Source organism: Streptomyces sp. NPDC054813, from assembly GCF_053611365.1.
The window spans coordinates 331,194-355,267 of the sequence record NZ_JBSHAF010000011.1 but is presented as its reverse complement, the minus strand read 5'-3'; the positions used below and the strand labels follow the sequence as shown (position 1 = coordinate 355,267).

At 72.6% G+C, this 24,074-nt stretch carries 20 protein-coding genes and 1 pseudogene; 14 read left to right on the top strand and 7 right to left on the bottom strand.

The annotated features are described in order from the left end of the window. The first annotated feature begins 81 nt into the window (after positions 1-81). From ACWGJB_RS24375 to ACWGJB_RS24355, 5 genes are all read left to right on the top strand, one after another. Positions 82-834, top strand: coding sequence for a DUF6445 family protein (locus ACWGJB_RS24375; RefSeq protein ID WP_453382228.1), 753 nt, complete (start codon positions 82-84; stop codon positions 832-834). Between the two features lie 181 nt (positions 835-1,015). After that, the gene (locus ACWGJB_RS24370) at positions 1,016-1,753 is read left to right on the top strand and encodes a DUF4232 domain-containing protein (protein ID WP_453382227.1); all 738 of its coding nucleotides are present in this window, start codon (positions 1,016-1,018) and stop codon (positions 1,751-1,753) included. Between the two features lie 83 nt (positions 1,754-1,836). Beyond that, a complete protein-coding gene (locus ACWGJB_RS24365) occupies positions 1,837-2,262 on the top strand; it encodes a DUF7144 family membrane protein (RefSeq protein ID WP_453382226.1) in 426 nt (141 codons plus the stop codon). Between the two features lie 227 nt (positions 2,263-2,489). Beyond that, positions 2,490-3,164, top strand: coding sequence for a hypothetical protein (locus ACWGJB_RS24360; RefSeq protein ID WP_453382225.1), 675 nt, complete (start codon positions 2,490-2,492; stop codon positions 3,162-3,164). A gap of 295 nt (positions 3,165-3,459) precedes the next feature. Next, complete coding sequence (locus tag ACWGJB_RS24355; protein ID WP_453382224.1) at positions 3,460-4,596, top strand: hypothetical protein; 1,137 nt, start codon at positions 3,460-3,462, stop codon at positions 4,594-4,596. Between the two features lie 164 nt (positions 4,597-4,760). Here the strand turns inward: ACWGJB_RS24355 and ACWGJB_RS24350 are convergent, their stop codons facing one another. Continuing rightward, positions 4,761-6,083 (bottom strand): hypothetical protein, encoded by a 1,323-nt coding sequence (locus tag ACWGJB_RS24350; protein ID WP_453382223.1) that lies wholly within the window; start codon positions 6,081-6,083, stop codon positions 4,761-4,763. A 171-nt stretch (positions 6,084-6,254) separates the two neighbouring features. After that, positions 6,255-6,521 (bottom strand): hypothetical protein, encoded by a 267-nt coding sequence (locus tag ACWGJB_RS24345; RefSeq protein WP_453382222.1) that lies wholly within the window; start codon positions 6,519-6,521, stop codon positions 6,255-6,257. A 222-nt stretch (positions 6,522-6,743) separates the two neighbouring features. On the opposite strand from ACWGJB_RS24345, the gene ACWGJB_RS24340 reads away from it, so the two are divergent. The 3 genes from ACWGJB_RS24340 (at position 6,744) to ACWGJB_RS24330 (ending at position 9,228) form a co-directional block, all read left to right on the top strand. Next, positions 6,744-7,421, top strand: coding sequence for a DUF4328 domain-containing protein (locus ACWGJB_RS24340; protein ID WP_453382221.1), 678 nt, complete (start codon positions 6,744-6,746; stop codon positions 7,419-7,421). A gap of 65 nt (positions 7,422-7,486) precedes the next feature. Further along, positions 7,487-8,152, top strand: a complete 666-nt coding sequence (locus ACWGJB_RS24335; protein WP_453382220.1) for an SDR family NAD(P)-dependent oxidoreductase — start codon at positions 7,487-7,489, stop codon at positions 8,150-8,152. A gap of 137 nt (positions 8,153-8,289) precedes the next feature. Next, entirely contained in the window at positions 8,290-9,228 is a 939-nt protein-coding gene (locus ACWGJB_RS24330) for an MIP/aquaporin family protein (protein ID WP_453382219.1), read from the top strand. Between the two features lie 82 nt (positions 9,229-9,310). Here ACWGJB_RS24330 and ACWGJB_RS24325 read toward each other — a convergent pair whose 3' ends face one another. Beyond that, the gene (locus ACWGJB_RS24325; protein WP_453382218.1) at positions 9,311-9,556 is read right to left on the bottom strand and encodes an antitoxin; all 246 of its coding nucleotides are present in this window, start codon (positions 9,554-9,556) and stop codon (positions 9,311-9,313) included. A gap of 168 nt (positions 9,557-9,724) precedes the next feature. Here ACWGJB_RS24325 and ACWGJB_RS24320 point away from each other — a divergent pair, with 168 nt between their 5' ends. Next, the gene (locus tag ACWGJB_RS24320; RefSeq protein WP_453382217.1) at positions 9,725-10,960 is read left to right on the top strand and encodes an amidohydrolase; all 1,236 of its coding nucleotides are present in this window, start codon (positions 9,725-9,727) and stop codon (positions 10,958-10,960) included. 43 nt (positions 10,961-11,003) lie between these two features. After that, positions 11,004-11,297 (top strand): hypothetical protein, encoded by a 294-nt coding sequence (locus ACWGJB_RS24315; RefSeq protein ID WP_453382216.1) that lies wholly within the window; start codon positions 11,004-11,006, stop codon positions 11,295-11,297. Here ACWGJB_RS24315 and ACWGJB_RS24310 read toward each other — a convergent pair. Next, on the bottom strand, positions 11,276-14,008 hold the full coding sequence (locus ACWGJB_RS24310) for a LuxR C-terminal-related transcriptional regulator (protein ID WP_453382215.1): 2,733 nt from the start codon (positions 14,006-14,008) through the stop codon (positions 11,276-11,278). The genes ACWGJB_RS24315 and ACWGJB_RS24310 overlap by 22 nt on opposite strands. 441 nt (positions 14,009-14,449) lie before the next feature. Here ACWGJB_RS24310 and ACWGJB_RS24305 point away from each other — a divergent pair, with 441 nt between their 5' ends. The 3 genes from ACWGJB_RS24305 to ACWGJB_RS24295 all read left to right on the top strand — a co-directional run bounded on the left by ACWGJB_RS24305 (position 14,450) and on the right by ACWGJB_RS24295 (position 17,846). After that, positions 14,450-15,100 (top strand): helix-turn-helix transcriptional regulator, encoded by a 651-nt coding sequence (locus tag ACWGJB_RS24305; protein WP_453382214.1) that lies wholly within the window; start codon positions 14,450-14,452, stop codon positions 15,098-15,100. A 125-nt stretch (positions 15,101-15,225) separates the two neighbouring features. Next, on the top strand, positions 15,226-15,885 hold the full coding sequence (locus ACWGJB_RS24300) for a DUF4255 domain-containing protein (protein ID WP_453382213.1): 660 nt from the start codon (positions 15,226-15,228) through the stop codon (positions 15,883-15,885). Continuing rightward, positions 15,882-17,846, top strand: coding sequence for an ATP-binding protein (locus ACWGJB_RS24295; RefSeq protein ID WP_453382212.1), 1,965 nt, complete (start codon positions 15,882-15,884; stop codon positions 17,844-17,846). The genes ACWGJB_RS24300 and ACWGJB_RS24295 overlap by 4 nt, the downstream gene beginning before the upstream one ends. A gap of 42 nt (positions 17,847-17,888) precedes the next feature. On the opposite strand, the gene ACWGJB_RS24290 is transcribed toward ACWGJB_RS24295, so the two are convergent. The 3 genes from ACWGJB_RS24290 to ACWGJB_RS24280 form a co-directional block, all read right to left on the bottom strand. Then, positions 17,889-19,331: an RICIN domain-containing protein gene (locus ACWGJB_RS24290; RefSeq protein ID WP_453382211.1), complete on the bottom strand. Its 1,443-nt coding sequence runs from the start codon at positions 19,329-19,331 to the stop codon at positions 17,889-17,891. Beyond that, complete coding sequence (locus ACWGJB_RS24285; RefSeq protein ID WP_453382210.1) at positions 19,328-20,782, bottom strand: hydrolase; 1,455 nt, start codon at positions 20,780-20,782, stop codon at positions 19,328-19,330. Before ACWGJB_RS24285 ends, ACWGJB_RS24290 begins: the two co-directional genes overlap by 4 nt. A gap of 176 nt (positions 20,783-20,958) precedes the next feature. Further along, a complete protein-coding gene (locus tag ACWGJB_RS24280) occupies positions 20,959-23,067 on the bottom strand; it encodes an eCIS core domain-containing protein (RefSeq protein ID WP_453382209.1) in 2,109 nt (702 codons plus the stop codon). Positions 23,068-23,323: 256 nt separating this feature from the next. Between ACWGJB_RS24280 and ACWGJB_RS24275 the strand changes: the two are divergent. Then, positions 23,324-24,074: pseudogene (locus ACWGJB_RS24275) on the top strand (phage tail sheath family protein); the annotation flags it as partial.

Here is a 24,074-nt window from a genome sequence, read left to right as displayed (position 1 = left end):
TTCCCATGTCTTGGCCACGGGAAGGTGATGACTTCCTCTGACGGGTGTGGCCATGACAAAGCTGCGGACTAGCTTCGCCGCATGCCCCCACAATCCCCCTTCCCGCGCGTTCCGCACGGCGCAGCTCCCGGCCGCGGTCCCGGCCGTCGACCCGGCGGTGGTCCCGGCCAGGGCCCCGCCGCGCTGCCCGTACTGCCCTACCGCAAGCCCACCAAGGGCCGCGACTACTGGGTGTTCGACGACGTCCTGCCGGACGTGGACGCCGTACGGGAGCGCTGCCTGGCCAAGGACGACTGGGTCCAGGGATACCCGTACACCTCGGAGACCTGGCCAGGACTGCGCACCATGCCCGGCCTCGAACCCGCCGAACTCGCCGTCGTGGAAGGCATGGTGAAGCAGGCGACCGGCGCCGGGAAACTGTGGGTGCAGCAGGCGCCGGGCGGCGGCACCCTCAACCACAACTGCGTCCAGGTCGTCGGCGAGGGCGAGAGCGAGCCGCGCCCGCACACCGACTCACGGGCGCTGTGCCGGTACGCGGCGGTGCTGTATCTCAACCCCGGTGTCGCCAAGGACTGCGGCACCGCCTTCTACCGCCAGTCGCTGCCCGGCGGCCGGCTCGGCGGCAACATCGTCCAGGCCCCGCACAACAACCTGGTCGAGGCGCTGGGGACCCGGTTCGTCCCGGGCGACCACTTCGAGGAGGACGTCCGCGTCCCGCACAGGTACAACCGACTGCTCCTCTACAACGCCAACCTCGTGCACAGCGCCACCGGTTACGCCGGCAAGACGCTGGAGGAGAAGCGGATGACGGCGGTGTTCTTCTGGATGGCCTGATGTCACAGGGGAGTCGAGCCGCCCGATTCGGTATCTGATTCGGTATCGGATTCTGTAACGGCGGGCGTGACACGACCACGACGGTCCCGTGACGGCGGGCCCCGAACTTCCCTGCCCGGGGCCGCATCGAAAGAGGTGTCCGGCAGAAGAGCCGGGGAGAACACCACCGCAGGGGGACCCCATGTCGAACCGTCGCCGCAACCTCCGCAAGACCGCCGCCGCGCTGACCGGCGCCGCCGCGCTGATGGCCCTGCTGACCGCGTGCAACGGCACCGCGACCGGCTCCGTCACCTCCGACGGCGGTACGGCGGCTCCGGCGGCGGGCGACGCGACCGGCACCGGCGGTTCCACGGGCTCCGGCGGCTCGACCGGCTCCACGGGCTCCACCGGCTCCGGGTCCGGGGCCACGCCGGCCGGGAACAGCGGTTCGGGGAGTGGCACGGGCGGGAGCACTGGCTCCGCCACCTCGGGCGGCTCGTCCGGCTCGGGCGGTTCCGCCACCTCCGGCGGCTCGGTGGCCGCCTGCCAGGCCTCCGGGCTCGGCTACTCCTGGGCGGACACCGGCAGCGGCAGCGGCCAGAAGCACGCCGTCGTGGCGCTCACCAACAAGAGTGGCCACTCCTGCACGCTCTACGGCTTCCCGGGCGTCGACCTGGTCAACAGCGGTCAGCAGTGGTCGCTGCAGCGCACCAACGCCACCCCGCAGCGGGTCACCCTGGCGAGCGGCGGCTCCGCCCACTTCACCATCACCTACCTGGCGTCGGACCAGAGCGACTCCACCGCGTTCAGGCCGACCACGGTCGTCATCACCGCGCCGGACCAGCGCACCTCGTTCGACCTGCCGTGGCGCGGCGGTGCCGTGGTGCTCCAGGACGGCGCGACCCACCCGGGGACGTACGTCGGCCCGGTCGGCAAGTGACGACCGGGGACCCGGGACCCAGGTTCACCCGTTCGGAGTAACCCCCGTGGTGCGGGGCCGACGGCGGCCGGATCGTCGTACCCATGACACAGCAGACGCATCCGGCACCGGCGCCGACGCCGGCGCCGAGCAGCGGCTGGACCAGCGGCGGAGTCGTCTTCGCTGGGGTACTCCTGCTGATGAACGGCATCTTCGCCATCCTGCAGGGCATCTCCGCGATCGCCACCGACGACGTGTACGCACGGGTCCACGACTACGTGTACAAGATCAGCCTCACCGGCTGGGGCTGGATCCTGGTGGTCCTGGGCGCGCTCGGGGTCATCGCGGGCGCCGCCCTCCTCAAGGGCGCCCCGGGCTGGGCCCGCGTGGTCGGCATCTTCCTGGCCGCGCTGAGCATGGTCGCCCAGTTCCTGTTCCTGCCCTACGCCCCGGTCTGGGCGCTCATCATGATCGGCATCGACTTCTTCGTGATCTGGGCGCTGGCCGTGTACAAGCCGGAGCCCGCCTGACCCCTCGGGGTCACCCCGCATCGCGGACGCAGCGGAAGCCGGCGCGGCCGGTGGAGCTGTGGGCGCCGGGTCACGACCGCTCGGCGCCGGGCGATGCCGCGGCACTGTACGACCGGTCGCGACACCGTGCGAGGAATCGTGGCACCCGTGTCCCTCCCAACCAGCGATAATCCCCCCATGGCACCCCCCTCGGCCGCCCGACTCCCGCACTGGGCACCGGCCGCCACGTGAACGTCGACCTTCCCGAACTCCACCGCCGTCTGCTGCCCGACCTGTTGTCGGCCGGTGCCGCGTACCCCCTGGCCCTGACCGGCGACCATGCGGCTCTGGCCCACGGCCTGTTCGACCGCCCCGGCCGCACGCTGGAGGCCGCCACCCAGCACCCGGCGCCGATGCGGACGATCGCCGAGACGGTCGCCGCGGTCCTGCGCGACCACGGCTGGCGCGTGCGCAGGCGCGAGACGGACCCGCTCTCCGCCCAGCTCATCGTCACCGACCCCGTGTCGGAGGAGGCCGGCGAGGTCGACCTCCTCAAGGAGGCCCTCTGGCACCCGCCGGTCCGGACGGAACTCGGCCTCACCCTCTCCCTCGAGGACACGGTCGGCATGCGGGTCTGGGCGCTGACCGACCGCGGCCTGCCCCGCGACCTCCTCGTCGTGCACGCGGCCGCGGACCGCTGGAGCCTGCCCGACCTCGAAGACCTCGGCCGCCGCCACGCCCGCGACACCTTCGACCTCACCGACCTCCAGTCCCGCCTGACCGGCACCGACTGGATCGACGACCGGGTGTTCACCGCGTACGGCCTCGACGACCAGGCCGTCACCGCCCTCCGCCAGTGGGCCCAGACCTGGGCGGACGACATCGCGGAACGGCTGATGGAGGCCCAGCCGCCGGAGGAATAGCACTTGCCCGCGTGCCGGGCGCTCAGAAGGGGCGGGCACACCCCGGAAGTCCGGCCCGGTGGGCCAGTGCCGCAGGCGTGGCGAGCTGTCGGCGTCCGTCCACACTGCCGTCAGCACTGCCGTTGGCGCGGCTGCGTGTTCGAGTCGGTGTGGAGCCTTCGGCTCGGCTGACCCTTTACTTGTCCGCGTTGTCAGGCCGACAATGTCCTGCCCCCCACCTGAACGAGACGGAACAGCGCACCTCCCCCCACTCCCCTGACCACGCCGTCACCGGAGCCTCGGAGAAAGGTGCGCCATGCGACGTGCCACAGTCCTCACCCGCTTGTGCGGCGGTACCGCGCTCGTCGCGGTTGCCGTCGCGGTCGGTCTCGTCCTCGTTCGGCACGACGCGCCCACTCCCAGGTGGGACATCATCGAGACCCTCGGGGTCGCTGCCCTGGCCGCCGGCGGATGGATACTCGCCTGCCGGACGGCGCCCACGGTGCGGGTCGAGTCGACCGTGCCGGCGCAGGCCTCGATCCCGCGCTCACTACGCCCACCGCCCCACGACTGGGGCCTGGCGGCGGGCGTGGCGCTCACGATCGTCACGCCGCTCGCCGCACTGTGGTTCGGACTCACTCTGTACGAGGGGGTGCTGACAGTCCTCGCCGTCGGCTTGGGGATGGGCCTCGGCTTCTGGCTGCTCGTCTACGTCGTGACCGACCTGTCGGGACGCCGACTGGGCCCTCGCCAGCGCGTCCTGTGCGCGGACGCCGCCGCAGGGCAGGTGCACGCCGTGCGCGTACGGATCGACGCACCCGTCTGGAAGCGGTACGAGAAGCGTGGCGACAAGCCCGGCACGATCAAGGCCGAGCACATGCACTGGCTCGAAGTGTCACCGGTCGGGGGTGGCGTCCCACTGCAGGTCTGTCCGATGTATCCGGCGGCCGGCGGCACCGGCCTGACACGCACCACCACGGACCTGCTCCAGGCCGGACTTCAACTCGACGGCCACCAGGCCTGGATGTGCCTGCCGACGCGCTGGAAGCTGATCGAGAAGGGACTCCCCGTAGCCCTCGTCGCCGACACCGGGCACGTGGTGTGGGGCGAGCTCTCCCCCGATATCGCCCGCCAGTACCTCGCTGACCCCGTCAACGGCACTCCCGTCAACCTGCACCCCACCTCTCCCGACCGCCCGAGCCTCGCCCTGGGCGGCCGCGCGAAGTTCCGCCAGGATCTGCACGGACGCCAACTCACCTGGCTGATCGCCGCGTTCGCACTGGCCGCACCAGCTCTGCTCGGCGCCGTGGCGGGCTTCCCGGGCGCGCTGCTCTGCCTCGGCACGGCGGTGGCCGTGGCCTCCTCCGGCCTGGGCGTCACCCACCGCGCCGGGGAACTGCCGGGCGAGATCGGCTGGACGGTCCGCGAGAGCCGGGACCCGGCGATCCGGTAGGCAGGCCCGACTCCGCGATGAAGACGCCGCTCGTGAACAGCGCACGTCAGCCGGCTCACCTCAACCCGCCACCCCCGGCTCCCCTCCGGTCCGCCGTCGGCCCACGCTCCGTGGAGCGGGCGTGCGGCCCGGCGTCCAGGCGGAGCGCCCGCCCGCCCGTCCGCCTATGCCGGTCGGGTCAGCTGCCCGGCCCCCGGCTTTCCTGCCGCCAGGAACTCCACCACCGCCAGTGCGAACAGCAGGCACAGGGCGATGCCGATCACCACCCAGCCGGTGGGGTAGGACCACAGCAGGTAGACGAGTAGCGCCACGGCGACCAGGAGCCAGCTGATCCAGGTGCGGTAGCGGCGTACGAAGGGGCCGACCGGGCCGGTGCGCAGGCCGGCGTGGTCGGCGGTGGCGCGGACCGCGCCGATTCCGGAGGCCCACAGCCGTCGTGCCAGCCCGGCGTACCGGCCCGTCCCGGTGAGCCAGGCGCCCAGGGCGACCACCACGGCCAGGGCGACGACCATGCGCACGGTGGTCCGCAGGAAGTGGACCAGCGCGTCGTAGACGGCGGCGGCCGCGTCCGGGGAGACACCGGCGGGCAGCCGGTCCAGATAGATCACCCGGAACACGCTCAGCCCGACGCCGAGGATCCCGGTGGCGACGGCGACGCCGAGGCAGCCCGCGACCAGGGCCCGGCGGCGCCGGACCGACAGCAGCACACCGGCGGCGACCAGTAGGACGGCCAGCACCGGCAGCCAGTTGCCGGCGAGTTGGAGGATCCGTACGTAGGTCTTGTACCGGTCGATCTGGTCGGATCTCGCGAGGGTGAAGTCGGCGTGCACGGCGGGGATGTGCTCGGCGGGGGTCAGGCCCGCGTCGACGAGCCGCTGTTTGACCTGGTCCACGAGGGGGCCGATGTCGAGGGTGACGGTGTCGTCCTTCAACTGGACCGCGCCGCCGCCCTTGCCGGTGAGTGCCTTGTCGAGGGTGCTGTGGATCCGGCGGTTGGCGTCGGTCCAGACGGTCCTGAACGCGTCCGACGCGGCGACCTTCTGGGCCTGGTCGTGGACGAAGCTGCGTACGGCCCCTTCGAGTGCGCCGCCCAGCTTGCCGCCGAGTGCCTGTTGCAGCCGGGGCCGGTCCGCGGGGGTCACGTCGGCGAGCAGCGCGGGCAGGTCGAGGCGGCTCATCAGCGCGTCGGTGGCCCGGTTCGCGACGGCGTCCTGCACGGCGGGGTTCGACGCGAGCGGGGCGACGGTGGCGACGTAGCGGTCGGTGTCGTCCACCACGTCGGCTGCCCACGCGGCTACGACGGAGAGCGGGGCGAGGAGACAGCCGAGGACGATGAGCACGGCGCCGAGGAGTGACCTGCCGTGGTGCCGGGGCCGGGACGACCGCCGGGCCCGCTCGTTCTCCAGAGCTGCCAGCCGTCCCCGCAGCTCCTCCAACTCGGACCGCTCAGCGCCGTCGTCCTCGTGTCCGCCGCCGTCCTCCTCCATCCGTGCCTCCTCCTCGCCGACGACCGGACCGCGAGCCCGGCGTCGAACGGAAGGCTGAGCACGGGCGTGCCGAAGATCGGCGCCACCAGGACGGACGCGGTCACTGCCACCCTCACCCGGCGCGTACGCGCCCACGAGCGCATGAAGGCCGTACGGGTGAAGCAGCCCCCGTCACTGGCTCGCCTGCTCCCGCTTCCCTCCCCGAGCCCTCCAGTAGGAGTAGCCCTCCGCGCCGAAGCCGGCGAGGGCCACCACGACCCCCACCCAGAACAGCGGCGGGTTCTCCCACCGCACGCCACCGAGCAGCGACAGGTCGATGCCGAGGATGGGCAGAAACACCGAACCGGCATCCCACCACCGCCCCTTACGGGCCTTGACGGCGGCGGAGCCCAACCCGAGCACGAGGACCAGCGCCATGAACGCGACCACTATCCGCATGACGGCAGTGTGACGTGTCTTTCCGTCATGCCGGCACCGGGAGCCGGGCCGCCGGGTCAGCGCGCGCCCGCCGGGCTGTCCGTCGTAGGCGTCCCGATGCCGACCAGGACGGGACCGGCCCCCACCGGCACGGTCCCCCAGCTGTACAGATGCCGCAGCTCGTCTGTTCCAGGGCGGTAACAGCCGTGGTCCCCGGTGCCGGCGATGGGCCACGATGACCCGGTGAGTGAAGACATGGTCTCCCTGAGCCCCGTCCGGACCATCGGGGTCGTCGCCTCCTCCGGGCTGCTGCTCGCCGGTGGTGCCTGGGTCGTGCGGGCGGTGTGGGAGCTGCGGTTGGCCGGGACCGGGGTGCCCGCGGGCGGGGTGCCGGACCAGGGAGGCGGGCGGCATCGGCCGCTGACCTCCTTGGAGAACGGGTACCACGTCGTCAGTTCCGTCGGGGGTGTGGTGACGTTCGCCGTCGCCGTCGTCTTTCTGATGTGGCTGGGGCGGGTGCGCGACAACGCGCGGCTCCTGTCCGGGCAGGACCCCCGGTACAGCGGGATCTGGGTGCTGGTCGGCTGGGTCATTCCCCTCGGGAATCTCTGGATTCCGCGCCGGATCATCGCCGACGCGTTCCGGGACAGTGCACCCGAACGGCGGTTGCCCTGGGTCGTCAATGTGTGGTGGGGGTTGTGGCTGGTCGGGTTGGTGAGCGGGGTCGGGCTGATCAACACCAACTCGACCGACGAACTCATCGCCCGTTCCTACGGCAACGTCTGGCCGCTCGTGCTCTCCGACCTCGCGCTCGTCGGGGCCGCCGTCGCGGGCGCGGTCGTCGTGCGGGCCGTCACCCGGGTGCAGGTGGCGCGCGAGGGCGACGGGTTCGCCGAGGTGAGGGCCGGGGGGCACGTGTGAATTCGGGGGCGGCGCGGTACGGAGCTAGGTACGACCTCGCCGCCTCAGCCGTCAGGAGTCACGTCGTGAGCAGTATCGCCATCGTGGGTGCCGGGCCGGGGCTGGGGGCCGCCGTCGCCCGGCGGTTCGGACAGGAGGGGTACGGTGTCGCGCTGCTCGCCCGGGACGGGGAGCGGCTCGACGGAATCGCCGGGGAACTCTCCCAACACGGCGTCGAGGCCCGCGGGTACTCCGCCGACGTACGGGATCCGCTCGCCCTCGCCGGTGCCCTGGAGCGGGCCGCCGAGGAGCTCGGGACCGTCGAGGTCCTGCAGTACAGCCCGGTGCCGCAGCGGGACTTCATGCGGCCCGTGCTGGAGACCACCTACGCGGACCTGCTCGGGCCGGTCGAGTTCTCGGTGTACGGGCCCGTCGCCGCCGTGCAGCAGGTGCTGCCGGGGATGCGGGAACTGGGCCGGGGGACCATCCTCCTCGTCAACGGCGGTACGGCCGTCATCCCGCATCCGGACCGCGCCGGGACCTCCATCGCCTTCGCCGCCGAGAGTGCTTACGGGCATCTGCTGCACGACCGGCTCGCCAGGGAGGGGATCCATGTGGCCCAACTGATCATTCCCGGGGCCATCGTCGCGGGGCACCCGCGCAAGGACCCCGCCGTGCTCGCCGACAGGCTCTGGGCGATCCACCGGGACCGGCACGGATTCCGGCACTACGCCGACGACCTCGAGGGGTAGCCCGTAGCGCGAGGGACGAACGGTAGCCCCCGTCGGGCGCGATGGGCCGATCTGCGCGAACATCATTTGTGGGTCAATATGGTGTTCGGCCCGATTGCTCCTCTCAGGGAGCCAGCGATGGCTAAAGGGGGCCAGCGATGGCGGTGGAAATACCTCCTCTCCTCAAGCCCTCCCGGCTCAGAAGCCGTGGAGGCCTGCTCGGTGAGTGCATGGCAGAGTTTCTCGGGACCTTCGTCATCCTCTCGTTCGGAGCCGGTGTCGTGGCGATGGCAGTGGCCGCGCTGCCCGGATCGGGGCGGGCCGAGACCCCCACGACGATCTTCCTTGCCGCCGGTGACTGGCTCCTGATCGCCTGGGGCTGGGGCCTGGCCGTGACCTTCGCCATCTACGTGGCCGGCGGGGTCAGCGGCGCCCATCTGAACCCGGCGGTGACGCTCGCGTTCGCCGTGCGCCGTAAGTTCCCGTGGGTGAAGGTGGTGCCCTACTGGGTGTCGCAGGTGCTGGGCGCCTTCGCCGGGGCCGCGTTGGTCCTCCTCGTCTACCACGACGCGATCAACGCGTTCGACGCCGCGTCGAAACCGCCGAAGGTGGGCGGGCACACCGAGGCCACCTTCTCGATCTTCGCCACCTTCCCGGCGCCGTACTTCCACGGCGGGACCTGGGGGCCGCTGATCGACCAGATCGTGGGTACGGCGTTCCTGGTCATGTTCGTCGTCGCGGTCGTCGACCTGCGCAACACGGCCGTGGGCTCCAACCTCGGCCCGTTCGTCATCGGTCTCGCCGTCGCCGCCATCGGCATGTCCTACGGCGCGAACGCCGGCTACGCCATCAACCCGGCCCGCGACTTCGGGCCGCGGGTGCTCACCTGGCTCGCCGGGTGGAAGAGTCTCGCGTTCCCGGGGAACGGGGCCGGGTTCAGCGGCTATTGGTGGATCCCGATCGTCGGACCGCTGGTCGGCGGTGTGATCGGGGTGCTGATCTACGACCTGTTCATCGGCGACGTCCTGCACGCCCGGCTCAAGCTGGGCGAACTGCCGGAGCCGGGCCGGACCCGCCCGACGACGGACGAGCCGTAGCCGGACCGGTCGTCGGAGCCGTGGCCGGAGCCGTGGCCGGAGTGGTGGTCGGACCGGTCGTCGGAGTGGTGGTGGGCGGTGGTCAGGGCCCGGGTTTCTCCGAGCCCTGTTCGCCGCCCTGTTCGCCCAGCCGCCGCACCAGTTGCCGGGCCTTCGAGACGCCGGTGTCGATCTGCTCGCTGTACTTGCCGTCGGTGCGTTCGTCGGCCAGGCCGCCGGCCTTCTCCAGACCGGTCTCAATGACGTCACCGTGTTCCTCGGCGACGTCCTTCGCCTTGTCCGTCGCCTTGTCCGCCAGGTTCTTCAGTCCGTCGAGTCCATCGAACATGCGGGAATCGTCCCCGGTGGAAGCCGGCCGCGGCAAGACGGCACCCGGGGCGTTCGGCAGGGCGTGCGGCGTTCAACCGGGTGTGAAAGGAGCGCTCGGGCGGTCCCCGCGGCGGGTGACGGTGGAGACTCGACAGGCAAGCACGCCGCCCACCCTGGAGACGACGCCATGAGCAACAGCCCCCTCCTGACCGGCCTGACCGGAAAGCTCCCCGAACTGCGGGCGCTGTACGAGGATCTGCACGCGCATCCGGAGCTGTCCTTCGAGGAGGAGCGGACCGCGGCGGTGGTCGCGGAGCGGCTGCGGGAGCAGGGCTGGGAGGTCACCGAGCGGGTCGGCGGCACCGGGGTGGTCGGGGTGCTGGCCAACGGTGACGGCCCCGTCGTCCTGCTGCGTGCCGACATGGACGCGCTGCCGGTGCGGGAGGAGACCGGGCTGCCGTACGCCTCGAAGAACGACGGGGTGATGCACGCGTGCGGGCATGACATGCATGTCGCCTGGCTGCTGGGGGCCACCGGGCAGCTGGCCGCCGTGCGGGACGGCTGGCGGGGGACGGTGGTGGCGGTGTTCCAGCCGGCCGAGGAGGTGGGCGGGGCGCCGAAGATGCTCGCGGACGGGTTCGCCGAGCGGTTCCCGCGGCCGGACGTCTGCCTGGCCCAGCATGTGGCGGCCGCGCCGGCCGGGCTGGTCGGGACCCGGGCGGGGGCGCTGATGGCGGGTGCGGACAGCATGCGGGTCACGCTGTTCGGGCGGGGCGGGCACGGGTCCACGCCGGAGGCGACCTGCGACCCGGTGGTGCTGGCCGCCGCCGTGGTGATGCGGCTGCAGACCGTCGTCTCCCGGGAGGTGGGCGCGGGTCAGCAGGCCGTCGTCACGGTCGGTTCGATCCACGGCGGCACCAAGGAGAACATCATCCCGGACACCGTCGAGCTGAAGATCAACATACGCTCCACCACCGCCGCCGTACGGGAGCGGGTGCTGGCGGCGGTCGAGCGGATCGTCCGGGCCGAGGCGGCCGCCTCCGCCGCGCCGAGGGAACCGGAGATCGTCCCCATCGACTCCTTTCCGGTCACCCACAACGACCCCGCCGCCACCGAGGCCGTACAGGCCGCGCTGGCCGCCGAATTCCCGAGCCTCACCTTCGAGTTGACCTCGCCGGTCCCCAACAGCGAGGACTTCGGGGCCTTCGGTACGGCCTTGGGGGCGCCCTCGGTGTTCTGGTTCGTCGGCGGCGCCGACCACCGGCTCTTCGTCGACGTCGACCTGGAGGCCCTGGTCCGCGACGGCATACCGCCGCAGATCCCCTCCAACCACTCCCCGCACTTCGCCCCCGTCCCGGAGCCCACCATCGAGACGGGCGTACGGACGCTGCTCGCGGCGGCGGGCCACTGGCTGGCTCCCTGACCCGCGGCACGCTCCGGGGTCAGCGCAGTGCGCTCGTACGCCGGTGCGCCGGGATCGCCGGCCGGCCCCCGGCCGCCGTGCGCGCGCCCGGCAGCCGGGCCCCGGCTACGGCACCGACCTGGAACACGACAACGCGGCCCGCGCCGACTACCGCAACCTGGTGAGCAGCTGCCTGGAGTGGCTGGGGGACGGCCGGACCCCCGGCCGTCCGGCGTACGGCACGGTCGCGCGGTGGATGCTGGACGCCGCCCGCGCCCCGCACGTCCGGGACCGGCTCACCGGCGACCAGGACCGGGCCCGGGACGCCCTTGACCCCTACTGGCGCGGGGCGCCCTGATCCAGTGCCGGGCGCAGATCGGCCCGCCGGCGGATGCCCAGCTTCTTGTACGTGTGGGTGAGATGGGTCTCCACGGTACGGCGGGCCAGATGGAGCAGGGCCGCGATCTCCACGTTGGTGCGGCCCTCGGCGGCGAGTTCGGCGATCCGGCGCTCGCTGCCGGTCAGGGAGGCGGCGCCGGTACGGCGTCTGGGGGAGCGGGCGCCGCCTTTCCGCAACATCTCCTCCGCCAGCTCCACCAGCCGTACGGCACCGAGCCGTTCGGCGTGAGCCACGGCCTCCCGCAGGCAGTCGCGGGCTCGGACGGCCTCGCCGGCGGCGGTCAGCTGGCGGCCCAGGGCGAGCAGGGCCAGGGCCGGCTCCGTACCGGCGGGCCCGCCGCCGCGCAGCAGCGCCACGGACTCCTCGGTGAGTTCCAGACCCCGGCGGCCGCCGGTCGCCGTACCGAGAACGCGCAGGGCCCGGCCCACCGTGCGCGGGGTGTCCCAGACCCGGGCCAGCCGCAGCTCCTCCTCGGCCAGGGCGATGGCTTCGAGGGGGCGACCGAGGGCCAGCCGGCACTCGGCGGCGGCCGTACGCCAGGGGGTGACCACCGGGCTGGTCACCTCGCGGGCGGACTGGCGGCGGCCGCACTCCAGGAAGTCGTGCAGCGCCGCCGCCGGATCACCGGCGGCGGCCCGCACCACTCCCCGCGCGTAGAGGAACCGGTTCAGCTCCCAGGAGTCCCGTGCCTCCCGCAGGTCCAGCCCGGCGACCAGGCTTTCGGCCTGCGCGGTACGGCCGGTCTCCACCAGCGCGATCAGGGTGTGCGCATGGGCGTTGCCGGGCGTGACCGACTCGGGCACCGCCGTCGGGCGGGTGTAGTCGGCGCGGGCCGCCGCGATGTCCGAACGGCTGTTGAGCAGGGCCTGGTGCATGGGGTGCAACAGGTCGGGGCGCTGCCCGGCCAGCCCCCGGGCCACCAGCCGGTCGGCCTCGTCGAGTTCGTCGGCCCACTGGGCGACGGTGGCCGCCGTACCGACCAGGAACGGCTCGGTGAGCGGGTCGGTGGGCTCGGCGAGCAGGGCGCGCAGCCGCCGCATGGCGTCCCGGGCCGAGGTGAGGCCCGCGGAGGCCGCGTGCCGCACCAGCAGGGCCTGCCCGGCGGAGCCGACCAGCTCCGGGGAGCGCTCGGCGGTCTCGGACAGCCGGCGGTAGACCTCCTGCCGTATCTCCTGGTCCTGGTCGGAGAGGAGGACGGTGGCGGTGTGCAGGGTGCGCACCAGGTCGGGGTGGTCGTTCAGCTCGCCGTCCACGGACCGCAGCAGTTCGACGGCCTTGCGGGTGCGGCCCCGGCCGGTCAGCGCGGTGCCGAGGGCGACGGCCGCGCGCACCCGGTCCTGCGGGGCGGCGGGCAGCCGGACCGCCTCGGCGAGCCGCGGGATCGCCGCGGAGGACCGGGGCGCCGCGTACTCCAGCGAGCCCAGTTCGGTCAGCAGCCGCTGCCTGCGGTCGTCGGAGAGGGGTTCCTCCAGGGCCCGGCGCAGATAGCCGACCGCGTCCGTGGCCCGGCCGTCGAAGAGGGCGAGCGCGGCCGCGTCCTGGAGCAGGGGCACCGCCCAGGGGGCGGTCACCGGGCCGGTCGTGAGCAGTTGGCGGGCCACGGCCTCGGCGGGGGCGTCCTGGCGGAGCATCGCCTCGGCGATCGCCCGGTGCACGGCCCGGCGGCGGGCCGCGGGCACCCCGGCGAGGACCGCGTCGCGCAGCAGGGGGTGCGGATAGTGCGGGCGGCCGTCGGGGCCGGGGGTGAGCAGCCCGAGGTTGGTCATGGCGGTGAGCCAGCCGGCCACCCGCGTGGGGTCGGCGCCGGCCAGCTCGGCGAGCAGGGGAGTGATGTCGATCCCCGGCAGTGCGGCGCCGGCGTTCTCCTCCAGTACGGCGAGGGCGCGGGCGACCTCGGTGGTGGCCGGTCCCGCACTGTCCAGCCACCAGTGGACGGCGGCCGGGTACGCGCCCGGGTACAGCGCGGCGGTGGCGGTGGGCACCGCCGTGTGCCGGGCCTCGCGGAGGTCGTCCAGCAGGGCGCGCAGGAGCAGCGGACTGCCCGCGGCGGCCCGTACACAGTCCTCCACCCAGGCCCGGTCCGCGCCCGGGAAGGCGTCGCGCACCCGGCCGGCCGCGGCCTGCGGGGTGAGGGGGGCGAGGGTGTGGGTCCGGACGAGCGCCGGGGGGAGGGTGTGGGCGAAGCCGGGGGTGGGCGGGTCGAGGTCGTACTGGCTGCGTTCGCCGACGACCAGGAGGATCGGTAAGCGGTCTATGTGGCGGGCGGACTCCACGAGCCAGCGGTGCGAGGGGGCGTCGGCGAGGTGCACGTCGTCCACGGCGACGAGCAGCGGCGAGTCTTCGGCGTAGGCGCGCAGCACCCGCCACAGTCCGGCGGCGGTCGCCCGCTCGTCGCCGTCCACCGCGAGGTCGGCGAACTCCGGTACCGGGCCGAGGAGTTGCAGGACGGTGGCGAAGGAGATGCCGGTGTCGGGGGGGGAGCAGCGGGCGCGGAGCGTTTTCAGGCCGAGGGCGGCCGCCTGCTCGGCCACGGCCTCCATGACGGTGGTACGGCCGGTTCCGGTGGCGCCCCGCAGCAGCACGAGGCGGCCGGTCCCGGACCGGGTGCGCGTCGCTTCTTCGGCCAACAGGTGCATGGCGTCGACGAGTTCAGGGGACGAATGCATCATTCCTGGCTCCTCGCGGTGCGCTGGTGGGTTCGGGGGGGCATTCGGGGGGTTAGAGGGGGCGGGAGTGGGAGAGGTTGTGGGGAGCTCTGGCGACCGGCGGATTTGTTGCCGGGTCGGCACATTCGGGGGTGCGTCGGTCCGTGGCTCGCTGCGGGTGCGTCGTGGCCGGTCGCGCAGTTCCCCGCGCCCCTTTTCGGTGGGACCAGTGGCCCGACATTCCTGGGGGCGCGGGGCTGTGTTCGATATGCGGCCGCCGCCGCGTGGGCGCGAACAACCCCCACCGGCCCGCGGTCGCGCACAACCTCAGCCACCCCGAACATCTCGTGGTCCTTGTCGTGGTTGTCCACGATTGTCGTTGCCCCTTTGGTCCCATCAGGCTGGGTACTCCCGCCCGTCACCGTTCCCTCAGGGGTGACGGGCACGTGGACATAGGGGAAGCGGTTGGTCAGCAACAGCTCATTAACGTCGGTCATCCGCACGCCCGTCGCCGTGTACGCACCGGACCCGATCTCCCGTGAGGGCGCGCTCAGCCAGCTGCGCCGGCACCCGGAGATCGAGTTGCGTGAGGAGTCCGAGACCGGCCCCGGCACGGTCGCGCTGCTCATCAGCGACAGCCTCGACGAACCGGAACTGACCCGGCTGCGCCGCGTCGTACGCAGCGAGGGCGCGCGGGCCGTGCTCGTGGTCGGGACGCTGCGCGAGACCGAGCTGCTCGATGTGATCGAGTGCGGGGTCGGCGCCATCGTCTGGCGGCACGAGGCCACCGAACTCCGCATCGTGCAGGCCGTGCTCGCGGCCGCCCGCGGCGACGGCGACCTGCCGGCCGACCTGCTCGGCCGGCTGATCAACCAGGTCGGCACCCTGCACCGTAACGCCGCCGGCCGCCCGGGCGCCCCGGCCTCCGGGCTGTCCGCCCGCGAGGTGGACGTGCTGCGGCTGGTCGCCGAGGGCCTCGACACCGGTGAGATCGCCAGCAAGCTGTCCTACTCCGAGCGCACCGTCAAGAACGTCATGCACGGGCTGACGACCCGGCTGCATCTGCGCAACCGGGCACACGCCGTGGCCCATGCCCTCCGGGAAGGCTACATCTGACCGAACGGGCAGCATGCACCGGTTCCCGGGCAACGCGGTCTGCCCGGCCGTTCCTGCGGGCGCGGCGGGGCCGAAGGGCAGGATGGACATGAGTGCGGACAGGTCCATGGGGTGGTGAGTACGGCGTGATCCACGAGGTGGACCAGGTGCTGCGGAGCATGCTGTCCGGCGGTGCGCTGGAGGGCGCCGGCATCGACGTCTCCTTCGACGCCCCGACCCGCGACTGGGCGGCCCGCCGCAACGGTCCGGTGATCAACAGCTATCTGTACGACATCCGGGAGGATGTGAAACGGCGTCAGCGCGGGCACATCGACGTCCGGGACGACCGGGACGTCGTCGTCAAGCGCCGGCAGCCGCCCCGCTGGTTCCGGCTGTCGTACCTGGTGACGGCGTGGACCAAGCGGCCCGAGGACGAACACCGGCTGATCAGCGCCGTGCTGGCGACCCTGATCCCGAGAGAGCTGATCCATCCGGACGAACTACCGCCCTCCCTGCGGGAGCTGGGGCTGACCGTGCAGCTCTCGGTGGCGGGCATCCAGACCGAGGCCCGCTCCCTGGCCGAGATCTGGTCCGCGCTCGGCGGTGAGCTCAAGCCCTCCCTGGACGTCGTCATCACCGCACCCTTCCCGGCCTATCCCGAGTACGACGCCGGTCCGCCGGTCACCGAGGGCGCCGCCGTCCGCGTACGCGCGGGCCTGGAGGAGGACGCACCCGTTCTTGAGGAGCGGGCCCACCGGCCCGGCCAGATCGCCCAGGCCAAGGCCGCCCGGAGGACCCGGGCGTGACCCTCGACGTCTCCCTGACGCCGGTCGCACCGCTGCTCGCCCGGCTGGCGGGGCTGCGTGACCGGGCCGCCGCCCTCGTCGCCCACCGCTCGGCCGGCGACCCGACGGCCACCGACCCACTGCGCGGCCTGTACCTCTCCGAGGAGGCGGTACGGCACCTCCTGCGCCCGCAGACGCCCGCCGAACTCCCCGACCTGGCGGAGGACTTCACCGACCGGCTGGCCGAACTCGCCGCCCGCCTCCGTCTCACCTCCCTCGACACCGCGATCCTGCTCATCGCGCTCGCCCCGGACCTGGACCGCACCTTCGAGCCGCTGTACGGCTACCTCAACGACGACGTCGGCCGCCGCCGCGCCACCATCGCCCTCGCCCTCGACCTGTACGGCGTCCCCGCCCACCTCGCCGGGGCCCGCGCCCGCTTCCACCCCACCGCCCCGCTCACCGCGCTCGGCCTGCTCACCGTCGAGGAGCCCGAACGCCCCTTCCTCAGCCGCTCGTTGCGCGTCCCTGACCGGGTCCTGGCGCACCTCCTCGGCGACGACACCCCGGCCCCGGCCCTGGCGGGACACCTGCGCGTACCGTCGTATGACAGCGAAACCGTCGACGAGGGGGACGAGGAGTTCGTCCGGCGGCTGGCCGGGCGGATCGCCGCCGGGCCGCTCTTCGGGTACCTGCGGGAGCGCCGGGAGGGCGAGGGCCTCGGCTGTGCGACGGCCGCGCTGCGGCTGGCCGGCCTGGACGTCCTGCACTACACCGGCCCCGAGGAACATCTCCCGGAGGTGCTCCGGGAGGCCCGGCTGAGCGGCCGGGCGGTACTCGTCGACGCGGCCAGGCCCCGGGCGTTCGCCGAGGAGCTGAACGGCTACGCCGACGTCACCGCGCTGATCACCACCCCTCACCCCTACGACCCCCAGTGGTGCGACCACCGCGACCCCCTCGTCCTGGAGGTGCCGTCCCGGCGCGCCGTGGCCGTGGACGCCTGGGCGGCCGTACTCCCGGACACCTCCGGCTTCGACCTGGCGGCCACCGTCGCCCCGTACCACCTGGGCGGGGACCGGCTCGCCCGGGCGGCGCAGGCGGCGCAGGCACTGGCCGCCTTCGACGGCACCCCGCTGGCCGCCGGCCACCTGCGGCTGGCCGCCCGCCAGCAGTCGGCGTCCGGGCTCGAACAGCACGCCCGCCGGATCCGGCCCGCCGTCGACTGGCGGGACCTGGTGCTGCCCGAACGCCCGCTCACCGAACTGCGCGAACTGGCCCTGCGCGCCCGCCACCGCGACCAGGTGCTCGGCGACTGGCGGCTGAGCGCGGGAGGAGGCCGGGGCCGTGGGGTGCTGGGCCTGTTCGCGGGTGACTCGGGCACCGGCAAGACCCTGTCGGCGGAGGTGGTGGCCGCCGAGCTCGGCCTGGATCTCTACGTCGTCCAGCTCTCCTCGGTCGTCGACAAGTACGTCGGCGAGACCGAGAAGAACCTGGAGCGCATCTTCACCGAGGCCGACCGCACCGACGCCGTGCTGCTCTTCGACGAGGCCGACGCGGTCTTCGGCAAGCGCTCCGAGGTCAAGGACGCCCATGACCGGTACGCCAACCTGGAGTCGGCCTATCTGCTCCAGCGCCTGGAGGCCTTCGACGGCATCGCGCTGCTCACCACCAACCTGCGCGCCAACATCGACGAGGCCTTCACCCGCCGCCTCGACCTGGTGATCGACTTCCCGTTCCCGGACGAGGAGCAGCGGCTGGCACTGTGGCGGCACGGGCTGGTGCACGTACCGAGCGAGCCGGACATCGAACTCGGCTCCCTGGCCCGCGACTTCGAGCTGGCCGGCGGCGCTATCCGCAGTGCGGTGGTCACCGCCGCCTACCTGGCCGCCGGATCCGGAGAGCCGGTCACCGCGGCGAACCTCCTGGAAGGCGCCCGCCGCGAATACCGCAAGGCGGGCCGCCTGGTGCCCGGTACCTGGTGACCGGGACGCCGCAGGCGGAGAGTGGCTGGTACGGGGGGGGTTCTACTCGCCCGACGGGTGGACGATCTGCCACTCCTGGTCGTCCGTGTTCGAGCAGTAGTAGAGGGTCAGGTCGGTGTCGTTGCCGCCGGTGCTGTAGCCCGCCACGTCCAGGCAGAGGTTGTCGCTGGCGAAGTTGCGGATCCAGTAGGCGCCGCTGGGCTGCTTGTCGATCCACCAGAGCTGGTTGTCGGCCTTGGTGCCGTCGCACTTGTACTCGGTGATCGGCGAGGACAGCTTGGCCGACCCGTAGTTGGGCAGGTCCATGCACAACTGGTCCTTGACGTTGCGGATCTGGAAGAGCGCGGCGGAGCCGGGGCCGCCCTTCGGGTAGTGCACCTCAAGGTTCCACAGCTGGTTGTCGGCGGTGGTCTCGTTGCAGGTGTACTCCCGCACCGGGCCGTTGCTGGTTCCCTTGTCGTAACCGGGGATGTCCGCGCACTTCTTGGTGGTCGTGTTGCGGAGGAGGACGTTCGTCACCGGGACGACCGGCTTCGCGGTTTTCTTCTTCGTCGCCTGGGGGGCCGGCTGGGACTGGCCGCCGCCTCCGCCCGCCTGGGTGTCCGGCGAGCCGTTGTCGGCGTCCGGCTGCTGCGCCACCTGGGACGGGGAGGGCGCCGGTGCGGCGGCGAGGGGTGCGCCGGCCGAGGGGCTGGGCGCGAGGGAGCTCACCCCGGCTTCCTGGGGCTGTTCCTGGGCGAGGCTTCCGACGTGGGGTCTGTAGCTGATCCAGATGAGCGCGAAGGTGATGGCGAGGGCCAGCAGGGTGCCGAAAAGGGTGGCGATCCAGCGGGGCAGGAACCCGCGCTGGATGTAGGTGCCGTCCACAGGCTGTGGATCGACGCCCGACCGTTGGATGGTGAGCCGGTACGGCCGTTGTTCCTTCGGTCCGAACCAGATGATGCGCCGGGGTTTGAGCTTGGCGTCGACGAAGGCGGCGCGGCCGGGTTCGATCTGGACGTTGCTGGGGTGGAGGTCGTAGGCGAGCTGGTCGCCGTTGTCGTTGCCGCTGATCGAGGCGGTGAGTTTGGTGTTGCCGAGGTTGTCGATGGCCAGTTTGGGGCGGCCGCGGAAGCGGCCCTTGACGGTGGGCGGGACCAGCTCGGCGCGCAGCTCGGTGAAGGGTGTGATGGTGAGGTTGCCCTCGAGGACGGTGACGGCCTCGGGGTGTTCCGTGGGGGTGATGCGGACCGCGTAGGGGTTGGGTCCGGCCGTGGCGTCCGAGGTGCGGGGCGGGGCGAAGGTCAGCTCGACGGTGCCGGTGGTCCCTGGATAGAGCCGGAGCGTGGGAGGCTCGACGGTCGTCCAGGGGGCGATCGGGCCGACCGGTTCGAAGCGGTACTCGTCGACGACGTCACCGGTGTTGCGCAGCCGCAGCCGTACGCGGGTCGAAGCGCCCGGGTCCACGGTCGCGGAGGCGGGTTCCAGGGAGGTCCACAGGGTCACGGGGTCACCGTCAGCTTGAAGGCTTCGAGCCAGAGCGTGTTGTCGAGGGTGCCGACGAAATCGAGTGCGTTGTTGTCGCTGCGGGAACCCTGGCACCACTGGTCGCCCCAGTCGTGGTCGCGGACCTTGGCGTAGTTGCAGCCCTGTCCGCTGCCGACGTTGAAGGCGAAGCCCTCGATGTAGGGGTCGGCCGCCTTCGTGCTGCCGATGTAGTTGTCCTTGCCGTCGGGCATGATCGCCGTCCAGTTCGGGTTCCACTTGCCCCTGCCGTCCGTGGACTGGGGGTTGTAGACGAAGGCGTTGCCGGCGGAACCCTGGACGCCGTACACCGCGAGGTTGATGGCCTTGATCGGCACGTTCTTGCCGACCGTGCCGGCCATGGTGCCGTCGCAGACGGGCTTCTGCCAGCCGGTGCCCTGGACGTAGGCGCGGTAGCAGATGTGCCGCCCGGACGGGTCGTCGGCGGCGAGGCGGTTCACGGCGGTCGCCGCGGTGTCCTGCTTGGGCTTGGCGGTCACGGTGGCCGTCGCACCGCCGCCTCCCCCGCCTCCCCCGCCGCCTCCGCCTCCGTTGCCGCCGTCCCCGGCGTCCGGAGTGGCGGGCGCGGTGGAGGCCGTGACACTGGGCGCCGGCGGCGGGGTCGGGGTGGCCGAGGGGCTGGGCGCGAGCGAACTCACCCCGGCGTCCTGGATCTGCTCCTCGGCGAGGCTCTTGACCTGCGGCTTGTAGTTGAACCAGATCAGGGCGAAGGTGATGGCCAGCGCCAGCAGGGTGCCGAAGAGGGTGGCCAGCCAGCGGGGCAGGAACCCGCTGTGGATGTACGTCCCCTCGACGGGCTCCGGCTTCAGCCCCGACCGTTGGATGGTGAGCCGGTACGGCCGTTGTTCCTTCGGTCCGAACCAGATGATGCGCCGGGGTTTGAGCTTGGCGTCGACGAAGGCGGCGCGGCCGGGTTCGATCTGGACGTTGCTGGGGTGGAGGTCGTAGGCGAGCTGGTCGCCGTTGTCGTTGCCGCTGATCGAGGCGGTGAGTTTGGTGTTGCCGAGGTTGTCGATGGCCAGTTTGGGGCGGCCGCGGAAGCGGCCCTTGACGGTGGGCGGGACCAGCTCGGCGCGCAGCTCGGTGAAGGGTGTGATGGTGAGGTTGCCCTCGGGGACGGTGACGGCCTCGGGGTGTTCCGTGGGGGTGATGCGGACCGCGTAGGGGTTGGGTCCGGCCGTGGCGTCCGAGGTGCGGGGCGGGGCGAAGGTCAGCTCGACGGTGCCGGTGGTCCCTGGATAGAGCCGGAGCGTGGGAGGCTCGACGGTCGTCCAGGGGGCGATCGGGCCGACCGGTTCGAAGCGGTACTCGTCGACGACGTCACCCGTGTTCCGCAATCGCAGACGGACGCGGGTGGAGGACCCAGGGTCCACGGTCGCGGAGGCGGGTTCCAGGGAAGTCCACAGGCTCACGCGTCGACGCTATGCGGGGCGCGAAGCCGACGCAGCGGACAGCGGGGCAGACCGCGGTGCCGCAGGGGCCGGACTCGTTGCCCCTGCGGACGGTGCGGTGTGCGGTGCGGACGGTGCCGTGTGCGGGCGGTGCGGTGTGTGCGGGTACGGACGGGGCCGGGTGCGCTGCGGGTGCCCTACGAATCGGAGCGCTTGCCGATCAGGTCCCGGTACAGGGCCGCCCTCTCCTCATTGGTCGTCGCCTTGGCGAGTTCGGTCGTCCAGTCCGCTTCCAGATCCTTCAGCTTCTTCAGCCAGTCGCCGAACTGCCGTAGGTCGACATAGCGCTGGCCGGCACTGAGGGGCGCGTCGCCGCCGATCTTGTCGTCCTTGTGGCCGCCGAAGTTGCTGAAGGGGTTGGCGGTCTTCTCGCTGCTCTTCCAGTTGTGTTCGTAGCCCTCGGGGGTCCGGCCGCCCGGCCCGGCGGTCTCGATGCCGACCTGAAGTGCCCCGTCGCGCTTGCCGGTCGGCGGCTTGTACCCCATGAACAGGTGCCCGTGCGACTCGTCCGGGAGGATGGTCCCGCCGTGGTAGCCCTTGTTTCCCGTGCCTCCGATGCCCACCCCCATGCCGTAGAGGTGGCTGTGGGGGTCGATGAGGTTCTGGGCGGTGGCCGCCAGGCCGCCCTTCTCCACGAAGCGGCCGGGCTGTCCGGGCTTGTTGTCGCCGATGTCCATGTGGTGGGTGGCGTACGTGCGCTTGTACACCGGGGCCTCGGGCTTCGCGTTGGGCTCGTAGAACTTGGGGTTCTCCCTGGTGATGTGGAGCCACCGGGGGAGTTCGTAGCCGTGCTGGCCGTCGGCCAGCTGCGGGATGCGGATGTTGACGCGGCCGCCGTAGGCCAGGGCGTGCGCGACGTCGTCCTTGAAGTCCTCGTGGAGACCGGTCTTCGGGTTGAAGACCTGCAACCCCTCCTTCAGGATCAGGAAGATCTTGGTCAGGATCTCGGTGCCGCGCTCCACGCGCTTGCGGTGCTCGGCGGCGTTCGGCACGTCGTCGGAGACACCGGGAGGGAGCAGGGTCGCCACGAAGGTCCGGAAGATCTGCTCGTTGCGCTCCCCGGTGAGCTGTGCCCGCTCCTCCTCGGGGTTCGACTTGTCGCGCATGGCGTGGTGGCGGCCGAGCTGGTAGTCCGGCCGGGGGCCGGCACCGGCCGGACCCTTCCCCTTGCCCTCCTCCTTGCCCTCGGCGTGCTGCTGCCACCGCAGGGTGGCGATGAGCAGGCGCTTGCCCTTGGGCTGCGCCAGCCAGCTGTGGAAGTCGTCCTTCTTGATGTAGTCCTGCGCCTCGAGGTGGGTGCACAGTCCGACCGTCCGCAGCCAGCCGGGATCCTCGGCCTCGGCGCTCCTGATCATCTGGAGTTCCTCGGCCGTGAACTTCGGGCCGTTGCGCTCCCGCTTGTCGAGGACGGACCGCACCTGCTTGTTCCGGATCTCGGCGGTGCCGCCGACGATGAGCCGCGCGAGGCGGGCGGTGGCCGGGAGCGCGGACAGGGGGGTGGCGGGAGTGACCGCCGGCGAGGCCGGGGGTGAGGGCTCGGTCGCGGGTGCGATCTCTGGTTCGGCCGTGGCTTCCGTCGTGGGTCCCGCGCCGGGTGCCCGCTGGACAGGGACGTCCTCGTCCGGGCTGCGCTGCACCGCGTCGGCGGGCGGTGCCGAGGACCCGGGCAGGGCGAGGTCGGGCGTGGCGCCCCGGGCCAGCTTGCGGCCGTTGGAGCCGGCGCTCCGCTCGAACGGGTCGTCCGGGTGGGAGACCTTCTCGCCCCTGCCGTTGGCGGTGCCGGGCACGGGGCCCAGGGCCTGCTGGCGGACGTGGTCGACCTCTTCGTACATCACCTCGTCGGTGACGCGGTTCCCGCCGAGCACGATGTGCGGGCCGGTGGTGTAGGCCCGGGCCCCGAGCTCCTCGGCCGAGCGCTGGGCGACCGGGTCGCTGTGCACGCGCACATGGCCGAAGTTCATGCCGTACGCGTTCTCCGCCCGCTGCAGAATGCGGGGCTCCAGCGGCACACCGGGCGTGCCGACGGCGTCGGCGACCGACGTCCGCGGCCGCACCGGCACGGCCTCGTCGGCCTGCTGCTCCTCCGCCTCGCCCTCCTGCCGGGCCCGCTGGATCGCCCGGGTCACCGCGGCGTTCCCCGCGGACCGCTGGAGGGCGGCCAAGGGGGGAGAGGCGGCGGCTTTCCGGGTTGTCGGGCGGTCGCCGTCACGGTCCGCGGTGGAGCGGTTCTCTGCTTGAGTGCGCATAGCCGGTTCCCGTTCGGTCGACAAGGGCCTCGACAGGGGGCCTCCCTCCTCCGTACCCGGCGGGTGCCGGACACCGGGAGGTCCGCGGGGGCAGGATCACGGGCAGACTTGTCGGCCGAAGGGTTGCGGGGCGGGCCGGACTGCCCTTGCGGGCAAGGAAACTGCCCCCGCCGAGGCACCGGAGGACGTTCCGGGATGCGCGCTTCGCGCGTGAGGGTGGGAATGTTCCTGTCTCGTACCCCGAGGAGAGCAGAGCATGCCGTCCTACCTGTCGCCCGGCGTCTACGTCGAGGAGGTGGCCAGCGGCTCGCGCCCCATCGAGGGGGTGGGCACGTCGGTGGCGGCCTTCGTGGGCCTGGCCCCGACCGGTCCGCTGAACGAGCCGACGCTGGTGACCAACTGGACGCAGTACGTCGCGTCCTTCGGTGAGTTCACCGACGGGTACTACCTCGCGCACTCCGTCTACGGCTTCTTCAACAACGGCGGCTCGGCGGCCTACGTCGTCCGTGTCGGCGGCACCCGGGAAGGCGCCGACGGCGCCGTCGACGCGCCCGCCGCCGTCGGGAGTTCGGCCGCGCCGGCCGCGCTGCCGCCCGGCGAGGCCAAGCAGCTCGGCACCTTCACCGTGAGCGCGGTGGCCTCGGGTGACCTGAGCGTCGAGGTCGCCGACCCGGAGGGCGAAGGCCCCGCCGAGCGCTTCAAGTTGGTCGTCAAGGACGGCGGCAAGGCCGTCGAGACCTTCGACGTGACCGCGAAGAAGGGCGGCCGCAACTACGTCGTCACCCAGGTCAAGGAGCGCTCCAAGCTCATCACCGTGACCGAGGCCGCGCCCGCCGCGCAGCTGGCCCGTCCGGAGAACCAGACGGTGGCCCTCGTGGCCCCGACCCCTGCCCCGGGGGGGGCCGCCCCCCCCCCCGGGGGCCGCGGCCCCCCCCCCCCCGCCCGCCGCCCCCCCCCCCCCGCCCCCCGCCCCCGCTCCGGGCGGCCGGGGGCCCGGGCGCGAGGGT

What these genes read in the sequence shown, in the direction of transcription:
- ACWGJB_RS24375 (WP_453382228.1), top strand. Translation starts at nt 82, where the DNA reads ATGCCCCCACAATCCCCCTTCCCGCGCGTTCCGCACGGCGCAGCTCCC.
- ACWGJB_RS24370 (WP_453382227.1), top strand. Translation starts at nt 1,016, where the DNA reads ATGTCGAACCGTCGCCGCAACCTCCGCAAGACCGCCGCCGCGCTGACC.
- ACWGJB_RS24365 (WP_453382226.1), top strand. Translation starts at nt 1,837, where the DNA reads ATGACACAGCAGACGCATCCGGCACCGGCGCCGACGCCGGCGCCGAGC.
- ACWGJB_RS24355 (WP_453382224.1), top strand. Translation starts at nt 3,460, where the DNA reads ATGCGACGTGCCACAGTCCTCACCCGCTTGTGCGGCGGTACCGCGCTC.
- ACWGJB_RS24350 (WP_453382223.1), bottom strand. Translation starts at nt 6,083, where the DNA reads ATGGAGGAGGACGGCGGCGGACACGAGGACGACGGCGCTGAGCGGTCC.
- ACWGJB_RS24345 (WP_453382222.1), bottom strand. Translation starts at nt 6,521, where the DNA reads ATGCGGATAGTGGTCGCGTTCATGGCGCTGGTCCTCGTGCTCGGGTTG.
- ACWGJB_RS24330 (WP_453382219.1), top strand. Translation starts at nt 8,290, where the DNA reads ATGGCGGTGGAAATACCTCCTCTCCTCAAGCCCTCCCGGCTCAGAAGC.
- ACWGJB_RS24325 (WP_453382218.1), bottom strand. Translation starts at nt 9,556, where the DNA reads ATGTTCGATGGACTCGACGGACTGAAGAACCTGGCGGACAAGGCGACG.
- ACWGJB_RS24320 (WP_453382217.1), top strand. Translation starts at nt 9,725, where the DNA reads ATGAGCAACAGCCCCCTCCTGACCGGCCTGACCGGAAAGCTCCCCGAA.
- ACWGJB_RS24310 (WP_453382215.1), bottom strand. Translation starts at nt 14,008, where the DNA reads ATGATGCATTCGTCCCCTGAACTCGTCGACGCCATGCACCTGTTGGCC.
- ACWGJB_RS24280 (WP_453382209.1), bottom strand. Translation starts at nt 23,067, where the DNA reads ATGCGCACTCAAGCAGAGAACCGCTCCACCGCGGACCGTGACGGCGAC.